The organism is Yinghuangia soli (assembly GCF_021502675.1).
Lineage (GTDB): Bacteria > Actinomycetota > Actinomycetes > Streptomycetales > Streptomycetaceae > Yinghuangia > Yinghuangia soli.
The window spans coordinates 283,806-304,907 of sequence record NZ_JAKFHA010000004.1 but is presented as its reverse complement, the minus strand read 5'-3'; the positions used below and the strand labels follow the sequence as shown (position 1 = coordinate 304,907).

13 protein-coding genes and 1 pseudogene are annotated in these 21,102 nt (G+C 72.6%); 9 read left to right on the top strand and 5 right to left on the bottom strand.

All coding sequences use genetic code 11. From position 1 onward, the window contains the following. The first annotated feature begins 229 nt into the window (after positions 1 to 229). From LZ495_RS10330 to LZ495_RS10320, 3 genes are all read left to right on the top strand, one after another. Positions 230 to 1,243 (top strand): polysaccharide deacetylase family protein, encoded by a 1,014-nt coding sequence (locus LZ495_RS10330; RefSeq protein WP_235051769.1) that lies wholly within the window; start codon positions 230 to 232, stop codon positions 1,241 to 1,243. A 79-nt stretch (positions 1,244 to 1,322) separates the two neighbouring features. Beyond that, positions 1,323 to 5,192: an ABC transporter ATP-binding protein gene (locus LZ495_RS10325; protein ID WP_235051768.1), complete on the top strand. Its 3,870-nt coding sequence runs from the start codon at positions 1,323 to 1,325 to the stop codon at positions 5,190 to 5,192. Between the two features lie 386 nt (positions 5,193 to 5,578). After that, on the top strand, positions 5,579 to 7,189 hold the full coding sequence (locus LZ495_RS10320) for an ABC transporter substrate-binding protein (RefSeq protein WP_235051767.1): 1,611 nt from the start codon (positions 5,579 to 5,581) through the stop codon (positions 7,187 to 7,189). A 124-nt stretch (positions 7,190 to 7,313) separates the two neighbouring features. Here LZ495_RS10320 and LZ495_RS10315 read toward each other — a convergent pair whose 3' ends face one another. Then, positions 7,314 to 7,766 (bottom strand): MaoC family dehydratase, encoded by a 453-nt coding sequence (locus LZ495_RS10315; protein ID WP_235051766.1) that lies wholly within the window; start codon positions 7,764 to 7,766, stop codon positions 7,314 to 7,316. A gap of 208 nt (positions 7,767 to 7,974) precedes the next feature. Here LZ495_RS10315 and LZ495_RS10310 point away from each other — a divergent pair, with 208 nt between their 5' ends. Then, positions 7,975 to 8,460 (top strand): hypothetical protein, encoded by a 486-nt coding sequence (locus tag LZ495_RS10310; RefSeq protein ID WP_235051765.1) that lies wholly within the window; start codon positions 7,975 to 7,977, stop codon positions 8,458 to 8,460. Positions 8,461 to 8,766: 306 nt separating this feature from the next. Beyond that, the gene (locus LZ495_RS10305) at positions 8,767 to 9,813 is read left to right on the top strand and encodes an aminotransferase class V-fold PLP-dependent enzyme (RefSeq protein ID WP_235051764.1); all 1,047 of its coding nucleotides are present in this window, start codon (positions 8,767 to 8,769) and stop codon (positions 9,811 to 9,813) included. A gap of 40 nt (positions 9,814 to 9,853) precedes the next feature. On the opposite strand, the gene LZ495_RS10300 is transcribed toward LZ495_RS10305, so the two are convergent. Beyond that, on the bottom strand, positions 9,854 to 11,443 hold the full coding sequence (locus LZ495_RS10300) for a glycosyltransferase family 39 protein (RefSeq protein WP_235051763.1): 1,590 nt from the start codon (positions 11,441 to 11,443) through the stop codon (positions 9,854 to 9,856). Positions 11,444 to 12,799: 1,356 nt separating this feature from the next. Then, a complete protein-coding gene (locus LZ495_RS10295; protein WP_235051762.1) occupies positions 12,800 to 13,726 on the bottom strand; it encodes an LLM class F420-dependent oxidoreductase in 927 nt (308 codons plus the stop codon). A gap of 144 nt (positions 13,727 to 13,870) precedes the next feature. Between LZ495_RS10295 and LZ495_RS10290 the strand changes: the two genes are divergently transcribed. Both LZ495_RS10290 and LZ495_RS10285 read left to right on the top strand, forming a co-directional pair. Next, positions 13,871 to 14,755: an AIM24 family protein gene (locus LZ495_RS10290; RefSeq protein ID WP_235051761.1), complete on the top strand. Its 885-nt coding sequence runs from the start codon at positions 13,871 to 13,873 to the stop codon at positions 14,753 to 14,755. 126 nt (positions 14,756 to 14,881) lie between these two features. Further along, a complete protein-coding gene (locus LZ495_RS10285) occupies positions 14,882 to 15,805 on the top strand; it encodes a cation diffusion facilitator family transporter (RefSeq protein ID WP_235051760.1) in 924 nt (307 codons plus the stop codon). 104 nt (positions 15,806 to 15,909) lie between these two features. Here the strand turns inward: LZ495_RS10285 and LZ495_RS10280 are convergent, their stop codons facing one another. Beyond that, on the bottom strand, positions 15,910 to 17,250 hold the full coding sequence (locus LZ495_RS10280) for an MFS transporter (RefSeq protein ID WP_235051759.1): 1,341 nt from the start codon (positions 17,248 to 17,250) through the stop codon (positions 15,910 to 15,912). 278 nt (positions 17,251 to 17,528) lie between these two features. Between LZ495_RS10280 and LZ495_RS10275 the strand changes: the two genes are divergently transcribed. Both LZ495_RS10275 and LZ495_RS10270 read left to right on the top strand, forming a co-directional pair. Continuing rightward, a complete protein-coding gene (locus LZ495_RS10275; protein ID WP_235051758.1) occupies positions 17,529 to 18,548 on the top strand; it encodes a LacI family DNA-binding transcriptional regulator in 1,020 nt (339 codons plus the stop codon). 125 nt (positions 18,549 to 18,673) lie between these two features. Further along, complete coding sequence (locus LZ495_RS10270) at positions 18,674 to 19,627, top strand: hypothetical protein (protein WP_235051757.1); 954 nt, start codon at positions 18,674 to 18,676, stop codon at positions 19,625 to 19,627. Positions 19,628 to 19,876: 249 nt separating this feature from the next. Here the strand turns inward: LZ495_RS10270 and LZ495_RS10265 are convergent. After that, positions 19,877 to 20,857, bottom strand: a pseudogene (locus tag LZ495_RS10265) (SigB/SigF/SigG family RNA polymerase sigma factor); the annotation flags it as partial. Positions 20,858 to 21,102 lie beyond the last annotated feature (245 nt).

The following is a 21,102-nucleotide window of genomic DNA, read 5'->3' as shown; positions in this document are numbered from 1 at the left end:
TCCCGCATCCCGAACTGCGCAGGCCGAACTGCGCAGGCCGGATGCCCGACTTCACCGCGGCGCGCCGCCGTGCCTCCGCGCCCCCGGTCGCCTCGTCCGCACCTGCGCCGCGCCGCGGCCACCCGAACGCCGTACCGGCGCCGGGCAAATGTCGGGCGTACGGGTGAACAGGCGATTCACCGCGGCGCGGCCTGGGGAAAGATCGTCGGTCATATGCCGCAGACCGGAGGTGATCCCCACGAACCGGGAACGAAGCCGACGCCGGATCGCCGCAGCGTGCGTCCTGGCCGCGGCCACCGCAGCCGCATGCGCGTCGCCCGACGACTCCCCCGGCCTTCAGCGCAAGGCCAAGGCGCCTGCGTCGGCTGCCGCGGACGGTCCGGACGTCGCTCCCAAGCCCGTTCCGGGTGCGGCCGACCCGAAGGCGAAGGCGGCCGCGGAAGCCCAGGCCGCGGAAGCCGCGCGGTCGCTGCAGGCCGCGCAGGCCGTGAAGGCGGCCGAAGCCGCCGCGGCGCGCCAGGAGGAGCTGCGGGTCGCCCGCGCGGCCGCCGCGCAGCGCTGGGGCCTGCCCGCGATGCCGCTGTTCGCGCCCGCGCCGCCCGCCGCCAAGCCGGAACTGGCCGCGAACGGGCAGCACGTGGTGACCAAGCCGGGCCTGCCGCCCATCGTCCGCCGGGTGCCGACCACCGACAAGGTCGTCTTCCTGACCATCGACGACGGCCTGGAGAAGGATCCGGAGTTCTCCCGCATGATCCGGGAACTCGGCATCCCGGTCAGCGCCTTCGTCACCGACTATCTGGCGCGCCCGAACTACGGCTACTTCCGCGACCTGCACACGCAGGGCGTCGCGGTGCACAACCACACGATCAACCACAAGGACCTGCGCAAGCTGAGCGACGAGGGCCAGCACCGCGAGATCTGCAACCAGCAGGAGAACCTGCTCAAGGAGATCGGGGTGCGCCCGCACCTGTTCCGGCCGCCGTTCGGCGAGTACACCGACGCCACGCTGCGGGCCGCGGCGAGCTGCGGGGTCACCGCGGTGCCGCTGTGGAACCAGGAGGCGTTCGCGGACCGCATGGAGTACCGGTACGGGGACCGCAAGTTCCATCCCGGCGACATCATCCTGACGCACTTCCGGGGCCCGGAGACGTGGAAGGGCAGCATGACCGACATGCTGCGGCTGACGCTGCGCGAGGTGACCGCGCAGGGCTTCGCGCTGGCCCGCCTGGAGGACTACCTGTAGGCGCCCGCACATCCGCCGGCCGCCCGGGCCCGGCCCTTCGGGAATCGTTAGATCGGCTAAGCACCTAGACTCAAAGGTTGTGACCACCGCTGCGGCGCCCGCCGCCTCCGAGCCCCCGCGCGCCGCTTCCGGGCGCGGGTGGCTGCGCCGCATCCTGGCCGCCTGCTGGCAGCACAAGAGCAGCGTGCTGTGGGCGTTCGGGGCGTCCATGGTCGGCATGTCGGTGACCGCGTTCGTGCCGCTGGTGCAGCGCGCGGTGATCGACGACGCGGTGGCCGGGGACCGCAGCTCGTTCGCGCCGCTGGCCGCGCTGCTGGTCGGGGCCGCGGTGATCGCCTTCGCCGCGGCGTACGTGCGGCGCTACATCGGCGGCCGGCTCTCCCTCGAGGTGCAGTACGACCTGCGCACCCAGGTCTTCGGCGCGCTGTCCCGGCTGGACGGCGCCCGCCAGGACGAGTTGCAGACCGGGCAGATCGTCAGCCGGGCCGGCTCGGACATCAACATGATCTCCAGCGTCCTCGCGATGCTGCCCATGCTGACCGGCAGCGCGCTGCTGTTCGTCATCTCGCTGGTCATCATGCTGACCCTGTCGCCGCTGCTCACCCTGGTCGCGCTCGCGGTCGGCCCGGGCCTGTTCGCGGTCGCCCGGCTGTCCCGGCGCAAGCTGTTCCCGGCCACCTGGGCGGCGCAGCAGGAAGCGGCCGCGCTCGCCGGGGTCGTGGACGGCGCGGTCTCCGGCGTCCGGGTGGTCAAGGGCTTCGGCCAGGAGCGCCAGGAAGTCGCCCGCCTGGAAGACGCCGGGAAGCGGCTGTTCGCGAACCGGATGCGCGCGGTCCGGCTGAACAGCCGCTACTCCCCCACGCTGACCGCGATCCCGGCGCTGGGCCAGGTCGGCGTGCTGGGACTGGGCGGCTGGCTGGCCATCCGCGGCGACATCACGCTGGGCACGTTCCTGGCCTTCTCCACCTACCTGGGGCAACTGGTCGGCCCGGTCCGGCTGCTGGCCGGGCTGCTGACCATGGGCCAGCAGGCCCGCGCGTCGGTCGAGCGGGTCTACGAGGTGGTCGACTCGCAGCCGCTGGTCACCGAGAAGCCGGACGCGGTCCCCCTGGCGTCGTGCGCGGCCGGGCTGGAGTTCGACGGCGCGACCTTCGGCTACGTCGCCTCCCGGCCGGTGCTCGACGGGCTCACGCTCGCGGTGGCGCCCGGCGAGACCCTCGCGCTGGTCGGCACGTCGGGTTCCGGCAAGTCGACGGTGTCGATGCTGCTGCCGCGCTTCTACGACGTGCAGCACGGCGCGATCCGGGTGGACGGCCACGACGTCCGCGACCTGACCCTGGACTCGCTGCGCGCCGCGATCGGGCTGGTCGCCGAGGACTCCTTCCTGTTCTCCGACACGGTCCGGGCCAACATCGCGTACGGCCGGCCGGACGCCACCGACGCGCAGGTGCGGGCCGCGGCACGGGCCGCCGAGGCGGACCGGTTCATCGCCGAGCTGCCGGACGGCTACGACTCGGTGGTCGGCGAGCAGGGCCTGACGCTGTCCGGCGGGCAGCGGCAGCGCATCGCGCTGGCCCGGGCACTGATCACCGACCCGCGGATCCTGCTCCTGGACGACGCGACGTCGGCGGTGGACCCGCGGATCGAGGCGGAGATCCACGCGACGCTGCGCCGCGTGATGGCGGGCCGCACCACGCTGCTGATCGCGCACCGGCGCTCGACGCTGCAGTTGGCCGACCGGATCGCGGTGCTCGACCGGGGCCGCCTGGTCGACATCGGCACCTACCGGGAACTGGACGAGCGCTGCCCGCTGTTCCGGCTGCTGCTGTCCGGCCCGGGCGACGACGCCGAGGGCCGCGACGCCGCCGATCCGCACGCCCCCGCTCCGCGGGCCTCGGCGGCGGCCGCAGCCGAGGTGCAGGTGGACGGGGTCACCCCGAGCCTGTGGCAGCGGGATGCCGCCGCGGAGGAGGGCCATGCGGCGGCCGCCGCCGCGGAGGCCGCCGCGCGGTCGGGGGCCGCCTCGATCGGCGGCGGTCCGGGCGCGGGCGGCCGCGGCGGGGCCGGCGGGCCCGGCTTCGCGGCCATGATGTCCGCGACCCCGGAACTCCTCGCGCAGGTCGACGCCTTGCCGCCGGCCACCGACGAGCCCGGCGTCGACGACCGCGCCGCCCGGGCCGAGGACCCGCGTTTCACCCTGCGGTCCCTGCTGCGCCCGTACCGGACCCCGCTGCTGATCGGTCTGCTGCTGGTCACGCTGGACGCCGCCGCGCAGCTCGCGCTGCCCGCGCTGATCCGGGCAGGCGTGGACCGCGGCGTGTCCGATGCCGCCACCGACGCGATCCTCGCGGTCTCGGCCCTGGCGCTGCTGGTCGTCGCCGCGGACTGGCTGGTCAACGTCGCGCAGGTGCGCATCGCGGGGCGTACCGGCGAGCGGCTGCTGTACACGCTGCGGGTGAAGACGTTCGCGCATCTGCAGCGGCTGGGCCTGGACTACTACGAGCGCGAGATGTCCGGGCGGATCATGACCCGGATGACCACCGACGTGGACGCCGCGTCGACGTTCCTGCAGACCGGCCTGGTCAGCGCGGTGGTCAGCCTGCTGACCTTCTTCGGCATCATGGCCGCGCTGCTGATCCTGGACTGGCAGTTGGCGCTCGTGGTGATGAGCGTGCTGCCCATCCTGATCGCCGCGACCGTGGTCTTCCGCAAGCGCTCGTCGGCGGCCTACGACGACGCCCGCGAGAAGGTCAGCGCGGTCAACGCGGACCTGCAGGAGAACGTCGCGGGGATGCGCACCGCGCAGGCGTTCCGGCGCGAGGAGCGCAACTCGGCGCGGTTCGCGGAGCGCAGCCGCGACTACTACGACTCGCGGCTCACCGCGCAGCGCTACATCGCGCTGTACTTCCCGTTCGGCCAGTTCCTGTCCAGCCTGGCGGCGGCGCTGGCGCTGATCGTGGGGGCGTACCGGGTGGACGCGGGCACGATGACCGCGGGCGCGCTCATCGCGTACCTGCTGTACATCGACATGTTCTTCGCGCCGATCCAGCAGCTGTCCCAGGTGTTCGACGGCTACCAGCAGGCGGCGGTGGGGCTGCGGCGGATCCGCGACCTGCTGCGCACGCCGACCTCGACGCCTGCCCCGGCGAAGCCGGTGCCGGTGCCGTCCGGCGGGCTCAAGGGCGAAGTGGTCTTCGACGACGTGTACTTCGCGTACCGCACCGCCCCGGGCGCGGCGGATGCGGGCGGCAAGGCACCGGAGGCGATCTCCGGGGTGTCGTTGCGCATCGCGCCGGGCGAGACGGTGGCGCTGGTCGGCGAGACCGGTGCGGGCAAGTCGACGCTGGTGAAGCTGGTCGCGCGGTTCTACGACGTGGACCGGGGCGCGGTGCGGGTGGACGGCGTGGACGTGCGGGACCGGGACCTGGCCGAGTTCCGGAACCGGCTGGGCGTGGTGCCGCAGGAGGCCTACCTGGCCGCGGGCACGGTGCGCGACGCGATCGCGTACGGGCGGCCGGACGCGACGGACGCCGAGGTCGAGGCCGCCGCGCGGGCGGTCGGCGCGCACGACGCGATCGCCGGGCTGGCCGGCGGCTACCTGCACGAGGTCGGCGAGCGCGGCCGGACGCTGTCCGCCGGGCAGCGCCAGCTGATCGCACTGGCCCGGGCCCGGCTGGTCGACCCGGACATCCTGCTGCTCGACGAGGCGACCGCGGCGCTGGACCTGGCCACCGAGGCCGCGGTGACCCGGGCCGCCGACGAACTGGCCGAGCGGCGTACCACGTTGGTCGTCGCGCACCGGCTGACCACGGCGGCCAAGGCGGACCGCATCGCGGTCGTGGACCGCGGCCGGGTCGTGGAGACCGGCAGCCACGAGGAGCTGCTGGAGCTGGGCGGGCGGTACGCCGCGCTGTGGGCGGCGTTCACGGGCGTGGACGAAGCGGCCTGACCCCGGGCCGGTCGCGGACCGGTCGCGGGCCGCCCCCGGCCGGGCGGGGTCCGGGGTGACACGTGTCGATGATCCGCGGGGCACCGCGCAGTTGCCCCACCGGTTGCCATGGTCATGTTCGCCGGGCGGCCCTACCCTGTCTGCTCTCGCCCGGCACGGACGAGCCGGGCGCCGCTGCGTCCGGCGTCCGCGGTGCCGGGCGTGCGCCATCCGCACGCGCACTTCGCACGCCGTTTCCGCAGTCTGCTCTCCGTACTTCGTGGTCCGTGTACTCCGTAGTCCGCACTGCGCACCGAGCAATTTGCCACGGCACGACGTTCTCGCGACTCCATGCCCTGCGACGGTCCCCGCCAGGACCGTTCCCCGCCCGCTGGAGGTGGAACAGTTTGCACCGCTTCGCACCGCCCCGCCGACGCTTCAGACGGTCCGCGGCCGTATTCTCGGCCGCCGCGATCGCGCTGACCGCCTGCTCCGACGACGACGGCAACACCCCTGATCCGACGAACGCCCCACCGGCGGCCACCGGCGCGGCCAGCGCCCAGGCGCCCGCCCGGCAGGGCGGCACCATCACCATGCTGGCGGTGCAGGACTCCGCGCAGCTTGACCCGTTCCGGTCCGCCTACGTCGCGGTCACCGACGAACCGCGCCTGAACGCGCTGTACGACCCGCTGTTCGCGATCGCGCCGGCCACCGGCAAGGTCGTCCCGCATCTGGGCGAGTCCCTGACCACCGCGGACAACGGGGCGACCTGGACGCTCAAGCTGCGCTCCGGCGTCGTGTTCAGCGACAACACGCCGTTCGACGCGGCCGCGGTCAAGACGAACTGGGAGATGCACGCGAATCCGGCCACCGCGTCGCTGCACCGCGCCGCGGCCACCGGGCTCAAGCTGGAGGTCGTCGACCCGCTCACGCTGAAGGTCACCCCGCCCGCGCCCAACCAGAACTTCGACCGCACGATGGCCCAGGAGCTCACCTACATCGAGTCGCCGCAGCAACTCGCCAAGGGTCCCGAGGTGTACGGCTCGCAGCCGGTGGGCGCGGGTCCGTTCGTCCTGCGCAGCTGGGCGCGCGGCAGCGAGCAGGTGTTCGCGCGCAACCCGCTGTACTGGCAGAAGGACAAGGGCCTGCCGCGCCTGGACGGGTTCACCGTCAAGAACGTCCCGGACATCCAGCAGCAGTTGAGCTCGGTCAAGACCGGGCAGGCGGACATCTTCACCAGTTCGGACCCGGCGCTGCTGGCCCGGGGCGCGTCGGATGCGCACGCGATGGCGCTGAAGGTCGACGGCGGCCAGTACTTCATGTTCAACCTCACGCGCGCGCCGTTCGACGACCCGCGGGCTCGGAAGGCCGTCTCGATCGCGATGGACCCGGCGGACATCCCCAAGACGCTGAACAACGGGTACATCCCGGCCAAGGGGCTGTTCGCGGCGACGTCGCCGTTCTTCGACCCCAACCTGACGCAGCCGGCGTACGACAAGACCGAGGCGCAGCGGCTGTTCAACGAACTGGCCGCGGAGGGCAAGAAGGTCGACTTCACCTACCTGATCCCGCAGAACCCGTCGTCGCAGAAGACCGCGGAGTACATGCAGAGCAGGCTGCAGACCTACCAGAACGTGACGATGAAGATCGAGGCGCTGGAGATCGGCGCGTACATCCAGAAGTCCGCGATCCAGAAGGACTTCCAGGGGCTGCTGTCGCAGCGCTGGATCCCCGATCCGGAGCCGCAGCTGTTCCTGGCCTTCTACTCCAAGAGCCCGCTGAACTACGGCGGTTGGAACAACCCGGCGGCCGACAAGGCGCTGGCGACCGGGCGCGGCAGTGCGGACCTGTCGGTACGCAAGCAGGCGTACTCGGACCTGCAGCGCGCGATCGTGCAGGACATGCCGCTGTGGGTGTACTCCGAAGCAGTGGTCGGGCCCATCTACAACGACAAGATCACCGGTGTCGAGGTGTACAACGCCGGCGTGCTCTACATGGACCGCATCGGCCTGAAGTAGGCAAGTGATCCAGTAGACAGGCGAGTTGCCGGTCCGCTGCGGTGCCTTCCCGGCATGGCGGCGGACCGGCTCCCGGCGCTGCGGCCCCGCAACGGGGAACCGGGCCGCCGCGGCGCGCGGACGGTCAGAGCACGACCAGGACCAGGCTCTCCGCGACGCAGGCCGGCTTGGCCTGCCCCTCGATCTCGACGGTGTAGCGCACGGTGATCTGCTTGCCCTGCGGCACGTCGCGCACGTCGGCGAGTTCGGCACCGGCGCGCAGCCGCGAGCCGACCGGCACCGGGCTGGGGAAACGCACTTTGCCGGTGCCGTAGTTGACCAGCATCTTCGGGCCGTCGAGCCGGAAGATGTCCTTGCCGAGCACCGGGATCATGGACAGCGTGAGGTAGCCGTGCGCGATCGTGGTGCCGAACGGGCCCTCCTTGGCGCGCTCGGGGTCGACGTGGATCCACTGGTGGTCGCCGGTCGCGTCGGCGAACCGGTCGATGCGGTCCTGGTCGACGACGTGCCATTCGCCGTACCCCAGATGCTCGCCCTTGCAGGCCGCGAACTCGTCGAACGACGTGAACTCACGCATGAACGCCTCCCGGCTGCGGATGCCCGGCTGCCCCCGCGGACTGCGGGGAGCCGTCGCGTGCCATCGTAGGGGCCGCAAGGTGGATAGTGGACCTTGCAAACTATTTTCCCAACGGCTAGGTTTCACCACGCCGCAGGACCGGCCCCGGCCGGGCCGCCGCGGTGCCGGGCGGACCTGGCCCGACTCCACGGTCCGCGAGGGGTGCACCATGCCGGACGGCAAGCCGGAACTGACGATCACGCACATCGCCGAGAAGCCTTGGCACGAGGTCAAGGCGCAGTCGCACAGCGGCCGCCGGGTGTCGGTCTGGGAGAAGTTCCTGGAGTGGACCCCCGAGCGCATGGTGATCTACGCACGGTACGACGCGGGCGTCGTGGTGGAACGGCACGGCCACATGTCCGAGCACTACGTGTTCGTCGTCGCGGGCGAAGTCCTCATCGGGGACCGCCCCTGCCCGGCGGGCACGCACATCACCCTCGAACAGGGGGCCGCGTTCGGGCCGCTCATCGCCGGCCCCGAGGGCGCCACGCTGTACGAGATCATGGCCGGCGACCCGCGTGCGGTCCCCGACGACCGCGAGGGCTTCCAGCGCCTCCTGGCCGAACGGGACATCACCCCGCTGCCGAATCCGCCGGTGCCCTGGCCGGACTGGCTGCAGGCCCGCACCGACGGGGACCCGGGCAGCAAGGCGTAGCCCGGCCCGGCGCGCTACTGCTCGGCACGAACGAACCGTACTTCCCGGTATTTCCCTGGACTTCGTGCAACACTCCACGTTTTCCGGTGCACTCCGCTACATTCACCGCAGACCACCACGAAGGCCGGTGCGCGAGCCTCGCCCCTGTGGGCACACGCGCCGGCCGGCGGTGTGTGGCGCCGCCCCTGTGCGCCACACGCCGCCCTGGAGGTGGCTCCTGCCGTCGGCCGCACATGGCCGATGCGGGAGCCACCTCCGGCCAAATGGCCCTTCCCGGTTCCGCGAGTGGCGTCCTACGGTCGGGAAATGGACCTGGATCACGCCCGCGCCCTGTGGGAACCGCAGCCCGGCTGGCTCAACACCGCCAGTTACGGACTCCCGCCGACTCCCGCGTACGAAGCGGTCCTCGCCGCGCAGCGCGACTGGCGCACCGGACGCATCAGCTGGGAGCCGTGGGGCGAGGAAACGGAGCGCGCCCGGGCGCTGTTCGCCGAGTTGGTGGGCGTCCCGGCGGCCGACGTCACGGTCGGCGCGAACGTCTCGGGCCTGCTCGCCCCGGTCGCCGCGGGGCTCGCCCCGGGCACCCGGGTGGTGGTCCCGGACATCGAGTTCACCTCCAACGTCTTCCCGTGGATGGTCCACGAGCCGCGCGGCGTCGAGGTCGCGGCCGTGCCGTTCGCCAAGCTCGCGGCGGCGATCGACGAGCGCACCGACGTGGTCGCCTACAGCCTCGTGCAGTCCGCGGACGGCTCGATCGCGGACGACGCGGAGATCCTCGCCGCGGCCCGCGCGGCCGGTGCGCTGGTCGTGGTGGACGGCACCCAGGCGGCCGGCTGGCTGCCGGTCGACGCGGCGCGCTACGACGTCTTCGCGGCCGGCGGCTACAAGTGGCTGATGAACCCGCGCGGCACCGGCTACGCGTACTTCGCCCCCGGGGTCCGCGACCGCTTCGTGCCGGTCGCCGCCGGGTGGTACGCGGGCGAGGACGTGCACTCCTCGTACTACGGCCCGCCGCTGCGGCTGGCCCGCGACGCGCGGCGCTTCGACACCTCGCCGGCCTGGTTCGCGTGGGTGGGCGCGGCCCCGGCGCTGGAGGTCGTGCGCGACATCGGGGTGGCGGCGATCCACGCGCACGACGTGGCGCTGGCCAACCGCTTCCTGACCGCGCTCGGGCGGCCCGCGGGCAGCAGCGCGATCGTGACCGTGGACGTCCCAGGCGCGGAGGCGGCCCTGCAGCGGGCCGGCATCCGGGCCGCGGTCCGGGCCGGCCGGGTCCGCGCGTCCTTCCACATCTACTCGACCGAGGCCGACGTGGACGCGGCGGTCGAGGCCCTCCAGGACGCCCGTCCCTGAGCCGCGCCGCCCGGCGGCACCGGGTCAGGTCGGCACCGGGTCAGGTCGGCACGGGGCCGCCGTCGCAGGTCCGCTCGGGGCGCCCGAACGGGCCCGCCAGGCGCAGCCCGGGCGGGCACGCCGCGCCCGGGGTCGCGCCGCGTTCGAGCAGGCTCACGTACACGCCGGCGACCGCTTCGCTGCGCACCACGTGGTAGCGCGCCTTGAGCGCCCGCGCGGTCTCGCCCCACAGCGGGGTGTAGGGGTCGCGGGGCTCGCCGCGCAGCACCACCGCGACCAGCCAGATGCGTTCGGCGCCTGCGGCGTCCAGGCACGGGTCGGGGTCGGCGCAGTCGTAGGCCCACAAGTCGTCGCGGGCGGTTCCGGACCGGCCGAGCAGCGCGTCGATCGGCTGCGGCCCGCCGCGCAGGTAGTACTGCACGCCGGTGTCGACGTGCCAGAGCCGTTGGTCGACCGCGGAGTAGACGACGCCGTCGCCGGGCCGCAGGCCGGTCCGGATGATCCGGGCCGCGCCCTCGTAGTCCACCCAGGAGAGCGTGACCGGCACCGGGTAGTCGCGCTCTTCGTGCGCTCCGGGCCGGCGCATCGCGTCGTGGTCGGGCAGCCCGAGCGCCGCGACCAAGGCCACGGCTGCGACGGCGACGAGGCCTTGAGTGCGCGGCCGCCGCACGCGCCCCGCGGACAACGCGGCGATGCCCGCCCCGGCGAGGACCGCCCACGCCGGAAGGGTGCCGAGCAAGTAGCGCGGCAGGAAGTACGAGGTGTCCGCCACCGCCGATATCGCGGCCACGGCGGCGATCGGGACGAGCGCCATCGCGGTGTAGGCACGGGCCGCACCGCGGTCCGGCCCGCGCCACGCGGCGAGCAGGAGGACGACGAGCAGGACCGCGACCGGGCCGGACGCGGTCATCCGGGGCAGGAACGTGAGCACGTCGTCCGGCTTCGGCCGGGGTATCCAGTCGATCTGCCGCCCGCGCTGACCTGCGGCGTGGACGGCGAGCGGGGCGAGCACCGCGAGTCCGGTGCCGACCGCGACCGCGAACCGGCGCAGCGCGGTGCGGTGTGCCGCCAGCACCCAGGCGGCGTGCCCGGTGAGGGTGGCGAGCCCGACCAAGTGCCAGGCGCCGAGCAGCGGGACGGTCGCGGCGTAGCCGGCCCAGGTGCGCAGCCGCGCGGACGGCGGGGTCCGCAGCGCCCGGGTCAAGAGCAGGGTGGAGACCGCCGCGGTCAGGCAGACGAAGCCGTACGCGCGGGCCTCCTGGCCGTACCGGGACACCGACGGGATCAGCGCGAAGACGAGCCCGGCCGCGAGTCCGGCCCTGGGGCCGAACGCCGTGCGCCCGAGCACCGCGACGCAGGCCGCGGTGCCGGCCATCGCGAGAGCCGCGGGCAGGCGCAGGGCAAGCACCGAGTCGCCGAAGACCGCCGTCCAGCCGTGCATGAACAGGTAGTAGGCGCCGGCGGAGGCATCGACGTTGCCGAGCATGCGCAGGAGTTCGGGGAGGCTGCGGTCGGACGACGCGGTCCAGGTGGCCAGTTCGTCGCGCCACAGGACGGGTTCCCGGATCCGCCACAGGCACACCGCGAGCGCCGCCGCGGCGCAGACGAGGGCCGACGCCCAGCCGGACACCCACCGAGCACCCGCCGGCACTGTCTCGTCCCGCCCACGCACGCCGGGCCCGGCCTCACCCGAACGCACCGCGGCATCTTCGACGGCGGCCAGTGCCAACTCCCCCACGCAGTCCCCGAATCACCCACCGCAAAAGCCCGGCGGCTTACTCCCCCAGGCGCACAGTACGACACGCGCTCCGCAAAGGGCGGAGCAGGACGGTAGCAGCGCGACAAACCAGCAACCTGATCAAGCCGCCGAGCCCCGGGGACGGAACGCCCTTGGCCCCTCCCACGCTCAGTCCGACGCGCGTTCCGAGGCCGAGCAAGCCGCCAAGCCCACGAGCGCAACATCCTTGGCCCCTCCCGCCCTCAATACCGCGCGCACTCCGCGCAGGGCGCAAGAAGCGTGACGCACGGAGGCACCCGGGCACCGCAGACGAGCATGCGGACGAGACGGGCGAGGCCGCAACATGCCCGACGGAAGCGCCGACCCACACGACCGAAGCCCCCGGGGCGGGACGTCCTTGGCCCCGCGCACAGTACGACGCGCGCTCCGCGCTGGGGGGAGCAGGCGTAGCGCACGGATCAACCGGGCACCGCAGACGAGCATGCAGGCGAGGCGGGCGAGGCCCCAACTTCCCGGCGGAGGCGCCGGCCTTCGCGGCCGAAGCCACAACGGCGGCCAGGCGCGGCGAGCCACCCCACCCGCGCCCCCACCTACGGCCTCACCCTCACCGGCGGCAGCGGCATGCCCGGCGGAGCGCCGGTGTACGCGGCCGAAGACGCCCTGGCGCGGCGAGCCACCCACCTATCCACGCCCGCACTCGCCCCCGCATCCGCCGCGGCGGTTCGTCGAGTTGCCTCGCCGCGCTCCGGGGCCGCTCGCGGCCCGCCCTTCATTCTGAGCTGGGCGGAGCAGGCGTGGCGCACGGATCAGCCGGGCATCGCAGACGAGCATGCAGGCGAGGCGGGCGAGGCCCCAACTTCCCGGCGGAAGCGCCGGCCTTCGCGGCCGAAGCCACAACGGCGGCCAGGCGCGGCGAGCCACCCCACCCCCGCCCCCACCCTCACCCGCGGCAGCGGCATGCCCGGCGGAGCGCCGGTGCACGCGGCCGAAGACGCCCCGGAGGCCAGCGCGGTGAGCCACCCCCCCATGCACGCCCGCACTCGCATCCGCGGAAGCGGCAGCGGCAGCGGCGGTTCGTCGTGCTGCCTCGCAGCGCTCCGGTGCCCGCTCGCGGCCCAGCCTTCGTTCTGACCCGGCAGCGCCGGTAGCCGCGTGCGACCAATCGTCCATAGCCAGATCGACCACCGACGCCGCGTGGCAGTCCGCGCCGACGGTGCGATGCGCGCCGGCGCGGCCCCGGCTCCCGTATCAACCCAGCAGCGCCGGGGCCAGGGTGCGCCAGTCGTCCATCGGCAAATCGACCATCGACTCGCCGAGCACCTGGACGCACACGTGGTCCGCGCCGGCGGCGTGGTGCGCGTCGATGCGGGTCCGGATGGCGGCTTCGTCGCCGGAGGCGACGAGCAGGTCCACGAGGCGCTCGCTGCCGCCGTCCGCGAAGTCCGCCTCGGTCAGGCCGAGCCGCAGCCAGTTGTTCCGGTAGTTCGGCAGGTTGATGTACGGCTTGAGGTGCTCGCGGCCGCGGCGCAGGGCGGTCTCGCGGTCGGTGGTCAGCACCACTCCCTGCTCGACCGCGAGGTAGCCGCCGGCCCCCAGGGCCTCGCGGGCCTGCGCGGTGTGCTCGGGCGTGACCAGGTAGGTGTGCGCGCCCTCGGCGCGGTCGCGGGAGAGTTCGAGCATGCGCGGGCCGAGCGCGGCCAGCACGCGCGGCGGCCGCGGGAGTTCGCCGCCGGCCGCGAAGTAGATGGACGCGTCCAGCGCGTCGAGGTAGTTGCGCATCAGGGTGAGCGGCTTGTCGTACACGTTGCCGCCCGGCCGCAGGCCCTCGACGAGCGGGCCGTGGCTGACCCCGAGGCCGAGCAGGAAGCGGCCGGGGTGCGCGTCGAGCAGCGTGCGGGCGGCGCCGTTGGTGGCCACTGCGTCGCGGGCCCACAGGTTGGCGATGCCGGTGGCGACCGGGATGCGCGGCGAGGACTCGAGCAGCAACAGGGCCTGAGTGAAGGTCTCGCGGCCGACGGTCTCGCCCCACCACAGCGCGCCGTAGCCGAGCGCGTCCAGCTCCGCCGCGGTGTCGCGCAGTTGCGGGACCGGCAGGAAGTCGAAGGCGGAGGTCCACAGGCCGACCCGGCCGAGGTCGGGGACCGGGCGGTGGGCGGGCGCGGCGGTGTCGGTCATGGCTCCCCTTCGGGCGGCGTTCGGGCGACTTCTGTAACGGTGTCACAGACATCTGCGTCCCCGCACCCTACGACGACGGGGACCGCACCGACACGATGGGGTTCCCGCTTTCCGTCGGACCCCGTGACCAGGGATCATGTACGAGTGCAGAGTCCCTTGTTCGAGAACATGGCGATCACGTCGAGCGAGCGCTTCACGCTGCAGAACCCGCACATCCTGCGGGTCGCGCTGGACCGCCAGGCGGCGCCCGAACTGCTGGCGCGCAAAGGCGCGATGATCGCGTTCACCGGTGCGGTGGACTTCGACGGCTACATGCCCACGCAGGGCGAGATGCGGGCCGCCGCGTACGGCGCCGAGTTCATGTCGCTCATGCGGTGCACCGGCACCGGCGTCGTCTACCTCGCCAACCAGGCCCAGTCCATCCACCTCGTCGCGCTCGCGAACGAGGGCATCATCGTCGACAACGACAGCGTGCTCGCGCTGGATCCGGGGCTCACCTGGTCGCCGGTCGCCATCGATGCGGAGGCCCGGCTCTCCGGTCCCGGCTCCAACGGCCTGCTGATCGGCGGCACCGGCATGATCGCCCTCACCACGCCGGGAACTCCGCTGGTGATGAAGGTCGGTCCGCGCAGCGAGGTGTTCGTGGACGCGGACGCCGTGGTGGCCTGGTCGTCGAACCTCACCACCCGGCTGGAGGCGCAGACCGTGTCGTCCCGGGTGTGGCGGCGGCGCGGCCAGACCGGCGAGGGCTGGATGCTGAGCTTCATCGGCGAGGGCTGGGTGCTCGTGCAGTCGACCGAGGTGTCCCCGCCCGACATGGTCCAGCACCAGGGCGGCCCGCTCGGCATGGGCCGGCAGGGCTACCAGAACAACTCGTGGGGCGGGCCCGGCGGTCCGCACGGCCCGGTGCAGCACCCGCCGCAGGGCTATCCGCAGCAAGGCCACCCGGGGTATCCGCCGCCCGGACCGCAGGGCTACCCGCCGCAGGGTCCGCCCGGGTATCCGCCGCAGGGGCCGCCCCGGCGCTGACGTCCCCCGGACGCACCCCGGCCGCACCCGGACCGCCCCGCGCGTCGCCGCGGCCCGCCCGTTCCGCCCGCCGATCATGGGACTGCGCGGGAACCCGCGGGCGCGGCGGAGCGGAGGCGGCGGTACATGGGGCACGACCACGGCCCGAAGGCGAGCGGCGGCACGGTGAGTGCGGCGTACCGCAAGCGGCTCGCGATCACCATCAGCGTCACCGGCGTGGTGCTGGTCGTGCAGCTCATCGGCGCGCTGCTGTCCAACAGCCTCGCGCTGCTCTCGGACAGCCTGCACATGTTCGTGGACACCAGCGGCGTGGCCCTCGCGCTGGTCGCGGTGACCGTCGCGCAGCGCGAGCCGACCCCGGAACGCACCTGGGGGCTCTACCGGGTCGAGATCCTGGCCGCGCTGGTCAACGCGATGATGCTGGGCGGGATCGGGGCGTTCATCGCGTACCAGGCGGTGCAGCGGATCGGCGACCCGCCGGAGGTGAAGACCGGCCCGCTGCTGGCCGCCGCACTCCTCGGCCTCGCGGCCAACCTGGTCGGGCTGTTCCTGCTGCGCGGCGGCAAGGACCACAGCCTCAACATGCGCGGCGCGTATCTGGAGGTGCTGGGCGACACCATGGGGTCGGTGGCGGCGCTCGGGACGGGTGTGATCATCGCCACCACCGGGTGGACGCTCGCCGACCCGATCGCCTCGCTGGTGATCGTCGCCATGATCCTGCCGCGGGCGTACCTGCTGCTCCGCGACACCTTGCACGTGCTCCTGGAGGCCACTCCGAAGGACCTGGACCTCGGCGCGCTGCGCGAACGGCTGCTCGCCGAGCCGGACATCACCGAGGTGCACGACCTGCACGCGTGGACCGTCACCAGCGGGATGCCGGCGCTGACCGCGCATCTGACGGTGACCGACGCGGTGATCCGGGAGGGCCGGATCGGGCCGGTCCTGGACCGGGTGGGCGCGATCGTGGGCGGCGACTTCGACGTACGGCACTCCACGATCCAGCTGGAGCCGGCCGGGCACCGCGGCCACGAGTACGCGGCACACGAGTGACCCGGCCGGCCCGAGCGGTGTTCTATACGCGAAGGCGTCGGCCCCCACCCCAGTACTTCGGGGAGGGGGCCGACGCCGTGCTGTTGCGATTCAGCAGATCCGGATCAGCGGACGCTCTTCACCTTGACGACGAGCACCGATCCGGCCAGGGCTATACATGCGGCCACCGGGAAGATCGCCTCGTAGCCGCCCGCGTCGACGATCCAGGACGCGATGAACGGGGCCGCGACCTGCGGGGCCGCGTTGGCGATGTTGATCAGGCCCATGTCCTTGCCGGCGTCCTCGCCGCGCGGCAGCACCTTGGTGATCAGCGCCATGTCGACGGCCATGTACATGCCGAACGCGAAGCCGTTGACGATGTTGAACGCCGTCATGCCGTCGACGCTGGCCCAGATCATGGGGATGAACAGCGACAGGCCGGCCAGCACGCCCGAGCCGAGCACGAAGGGCTTGATGACGCCGAAGCGGTCGACCAGCTTGCCCACGACGATCGAGGCGATGACGGTGCAGATCGCGTTGACGACCATCAGGAAGCCCATAGTGGACGGGGTGTCCTGGGGCTTGATCTTGATGTACTCCATCAAGATGTAGAAGTTGTAGGTCAGCACGATGAAGTAGCCGGCCACCACGCCGAAGCGCGACAGGAAGGCCCAGGCGAAGTCGGGGTGCTGCTTCGGGTTCACCCAGAAGTTCGAGAGGAACTTGCCGAAGTTGAACTTCTCGACCGGCATGCCCTTGCTGGACTTGTCCGGCGACAGGAAGACGAAGATCAGCATCGCGGCGATCAGGATGCCGGCGATCAGGTAGTAGCCGTTCTCGCCCTGGAACTTGCCGTCGAAGCCGCCGACGATGCCGTCGATGCCGAGCTTCGAGAGGTCGATGCCGCCGATGGTGTAGGCGGAGACGACGATGCCGAGCGGGATGCCCAGGCCGACCAGGCCGGAGAAGATGCCGTACTTCTCGGCCGGGATGCGGTCCGGCATGGCGGCGGTCAGCGCCGCCTGGTAACCGTTCAGGATGAACTGGACGGCACCCCAGGTGATGGCCAGTACGCCGATCGACTTGGCGTTGGCCTGGCCGATCAGGGCGAGCGCGCCGAGGCCGGCGCAGAGCAGCATCCAGGGGGCGCGGCGGCCGAAGCGCGAGCGCGTGCGGTCCGAGATCTGGCCGAAGACCGGGTTGCCGATCGCGGCCAGGGCCGCGCCGATCGCCACGGCGTTCTTCAGCGCGTCCGGGTCGTTGTGCCCCTTGATCGCGGTGACCTGCATCGGGATGAGGAACGAACCCACACCCATCCACACCAGGTACAGCGCAAGGTTGGCCAGCGGGAGCGTCACATAGAGGGGCCCGAGCTTGTAGCGCGGCTTCCCGGCGGAGTCCACCGGCCCCATCTGGGGCGGGATCACCGCAGCGGCTTCGCGGGCCGCAACGTTGCTCTGCGTCATGTCTATCACCGAGTCGTCGGAGGAGGGGTGTCGCGGCCCGCCCCCTGACTCGCTGTCGCACGGGGTGAAGAAGCGGACCGGTCGACCGCTGCTGACACGTTTAACTGACTCGTGTTACTGACACGTGTCAGCTGCGGTGCACGGATCATGGCATGGGATGAAGATCGCGTAAACAGAAGGTGACGTACGTCGCATTGCCCCCCGGGAACCAAACCGGCGGGCGGCATGGCAACCTCTCGTATCAACCCTCAAACCCTCATGTGAGGACCCGGTAACCCATGCCCAAAGTCCCTCGACCCGGCAAGGCGCCCACCAGCGCAGATGTCGCTCGGGCCGCAGGCGTGTCCCGCACCACGGTGTCCTTCGTACTCAACGACGTCCCCGGCTCCGGCATCAGCGATGCCACCCGGGACAAGGTGCTCGCCGCCGTCCGCAAACTGGGCTACTCGCCCAACGCGGGCGCCCGCGCCCTCCGGGCCGGCACCAGCAACCTCGTCGTTTATGCGATGCCGCGGTGGCCCCTCGGACACGCCATCGACACCCTCCTCGAACGCGCGCGCGACGCGCTGGCCGAACGCGGCCTGGTCCTGATCGTGCACGGCGACCGCAAGCTCACCGGAATGGACGCGGCCCGCGCGTGGGCCGAGCTGCGGCCGCGCGCGATCCTCGCGGACACCTGGCGCTGTACGCCGGAGTCCGTGGAGCTGCTGCACCAGCACGGCGTGCAGACCGTGGTGCTGGTCGGCGAGGAGTCGGTGCCGTACGCGCCGACCGTCGTCTTCGAGCAGAAGCGCATCGGCGTGGTCGCGGTCGACCACCTCGCCGAACAGGGGCACCGGCGGATCGCGGCGATCGTGCCGACCGGCGACCTGCGCGAGCCCGGCGAGCTGCGCTACGTCGGCGTGGTCGAGGCGGCTGCCGACCACGGCATCGAACTCGCCCGCGTGGACATGCCGTTCGACCACGGAGCCGCGCTGGCGTTGGCGCGCGGCTGGGCGTTGGCCGCGGACCGGCCGACCGCGGTCTTCGCGTACAACGACGAGTTCGCGGCGCTGATGCTGCGGGCGCTGCGCGATGCCGGGCTGTCGGTGCCGGGCGACATCGCGGTGCTGGGCGTGGACGACACCCCGCTGTGCGAACTGGTGACCCCGCGGCTGAGCACGGTCGCGCTGCACACCACGAGCTTCGCGGAGATGCACGTCCGGGTCCTGATGGACCTGATCGACCGCACGCACGGGGACGGCTTGCCGCTGATCCCCGAGCACGAGCCGCTGGTGGTGCGCCGGGATTCGGCCTGACGCCGCTCCCGGGCCTCCCCGGCCGCCCGTCGCACCTCCGCCGGGCGGCCGGACCGCCCGATACCATCGAAGACGTTGCGGCACTCGGCCGGACGTTCGGCCGGGCGGCCGCGGAGGAGGCACGTGTGGGGTTGTTCCGACGGGGGCCGCAGCGCGATCCGCGCGAGGCGCCGCGCGACCCCGCGTTCGAGTTCCTCTCGGTCGAGGAAGGCCGCCGGCTGCGCGGTCTGACCCGTGAGGCGTTCGCCGAACGCGGGCTCGAGGTCACGGTGTTCGCCGACCACATGACCGACAACCTGAACCGCAGCTACAACCTCTACAACCTGGCCGCGGGCTGCCACAACAACGAACGCGGGCCGCGCGCCTGGCCGTCGCTGATCCGCGACCACGTCGACAAGCTGGTTCGCGCGATGGACGCCCCGTCCGCGGTGGAGACGCTGCCCACCGACGAGTTGTGGGCCCGGCTCTACCCGCGCATCACCGCGGCCGACAACCTCCCCGACGACCCGAGCTTCGGCTACGCCCCGGCACCTGCCCCCGGGCTGCGCGAGGTCCTCGCCCTCGACCTGCCCGAGAGCGTGCAGACGCTGCCCGCGGAGGCGCTGTCCACCTTCGGCGACATCGCCGAGCTCCGGCTCCGGGCCATGAACAATCTGCGGGCGCTTCCGGTCGAGGACCACGACACGTTCAAGCAGGAGGACGGCACGGTCTTCCGGGTGGTGATGGGCGACTCCTTCTTCACCGCCAGCCGCGTCCTGGTCCTGGACGACCTGGTCGAGAAGCTCACCGGCACGAAGCTGGGCCCGGACGGCGCGCTGGTCGCGATGCCCTTCCGGCATCTGCTCGCGTTCCAGCCGATCACCGGCATCGACGTGATCCCCGCGCTCAACGCGATGGCGGCGTTCGCGGCGTACCGGCACGAGGAGGCGCCGGGGCCGATCAGCCCGTACGTGTACTGGTGGCGCCCGGGCCGGTTCGTGCAGTTGAGCGACCGGGTCGACGATGCGCTGTCGATCGTGGTGGGCGAGGAGTTCCAGGCCCTGCTGGAGCGCCTGCTGGCGGAGGAAGAGGACGACTAGCGCGTTCGCGCACGCGGCGCCCAAAGGCGCAGTGCAGTGTGGTGCGGTGGGCCTTGCCCCGGGGTGTTCCGTCCCCGGGGCAAGGCCGACCTCTGCCCGCTCGGCCGAATCGGCCGCTTCCCCAAGGCGGGGCGTCGACGCGTGGTCGACGGCGCGTCAGGCCTGGGCCTGGCGGGCCGGACTCTGCGGACGCCGCCGCGCGGCCGAGGGCCGTGACTGCGGGCGTGTCGCGGCACGCCGGTCGTCGAGCAGGCCTCGACGGAGCCGGGTGAATGTGCGCGACAACAATCGGGAGACGTGCATCTGCGAGATGCCCAGCTGTGCGCCCACTTCGCGCTGGGTCAGGTCGTCGACGAAGCGCAGCCGCAGGATGAGGCGTTCGCGGGCGGAGAGCTCGGCGATCAGCGGGCGCAGCGCGACGACCGCCTCGACCATGTCGAACGCCGGTTCCTCGTACGCGAGGCGCCGCGACAGCGAATCGTCGCGCGAGCCGGACAGATCGCCGGGGAGGGCGGCGTCCAGCGAGCCCGCGGTGTAGGCGTTGCGCGCGATCTGCCCTTCCGCCACGACCTCTTCGGGGATCCCGAGCCGGTCGGCGAGTTCGCGGTCGGTCGGGGCGCGGTCGTGGTACTGGGTCAGCTCCTCGTCGGCGCGGGCCAGGTCCATGCGCAGTTCCTGGAGCCGGCGCGGTACGCGGACCGCCCAGCCGGCGTCCCGGAAGTAGCGTTTGATCTCGCCTTCGACGGTGGGCACGGCGAAGGTGGGGAACTCCACGCCGCGGGTGATGTCGAACCGGTTGATGGACTTGATCAGCCCGATGACGCCGACCTGCACGAGGTCTTCGACGGGTTCGCCGCGCGAGCGGAACCGCGCGGCGGTGAACCGGACCAGGGGGAGGTTGAGTTCGACGAGGGCGTTGCGCACCTCGGCGTGCTCGGGCGTGCCCTCGTCGAGGGTGCGGAGCCGGGCGAACAGGGCGCGGGTGCGCTGCCTGACGTCCCGCGCGGCCGTCCTCGCCGGCTTGGTCTGCGTGTCGTTCCTGTCGTCGGTGTCCTGGGTGTCCGGCGTGTCCTGCGTGTCGTCCGTGCCGTACTCCTCGCGCGCGGCTCGTGCTGCGCTCGCCGCGCGTGCCTTCCGTGCCGCTTGCCGTTCGTGCACTCGGGGCAGCTGCCGCGGCACTGGGGCCGCCTGGTCCGTCGTGGTGCGCGTCCGGGCGCACTCGTCGGCCATGATGCTCCTTCCTCATGTCCCGGCGGACCGTCGGCCACGGTGCATTCCGGGGATGGGAGTTGCTCCGACACTGTCCGCGTACCCGGGATCCACACGCGGATGCAGGCGAATTCCGCCGGAGGCAAGGATCCGGCCACCGATGCGGACCGCGGACAGCTGGGCGGACAACCGGTCGGAATTCCCGGCGAGCGATCCGTAACCCCGCCGAGGGGCCGTCGTTGTACTGCATGAGACCCCGGAGCGTC

Bases quoted from the DNA above. Each gene is read 5' to 3' on its own strand.
- LZ495_RS10305 (WP_235051764.1), top strand. From the start codon at position 8,767: ATGGACCTGGATCACGCCCGCGCCCTGTGGGAACCGCAGCCCGGCTGG.
- LZ495_RS10275 (WP_235051758.1), top strand. From the start codon at position 17,529: ATGCCCAAAGTCCCTCGACCCGGCAAGGCGCCCACCAGCGCAGATGTC.
- LZ495_RS10295 (WP_235051762.1), bottom strand. From the start codon at position 13,726: ATGACCGACACCGCCGCGCCCGCCCACCGCCCGGTCCCCGACCTCGGC.
- LZ495_RS10280 (WP_235051759.1), bottom strand. From the start codon at position 17,250: ATGACGCAGAGCAACGTTGCGGCCCGCGAAGCCGCTGCGGTGATCCCG.
- LZ495_RS10315 (WP_235051766.1), bottom strand. From the start codon at position 7,766: ATGCGTGAGTTCACGTCGTTCGACGAGTTCGCGGCCTGCAAGGGCGAG.
- LZ495_RS10285 (WP_235051760.1), top strand. From the start codon at position 14,882: ATGGGGCACGACCACGGCCCGAAGGCGAGCGGCGGCACGGTGAGTGCG.
- LZ495_RS10310 (WP_235051765.1), top strand. From the start codon at position 7,975: ATGCCGGACGGCAAGCCGGAACTGACGATCACGCACATCGCCGAGAAG.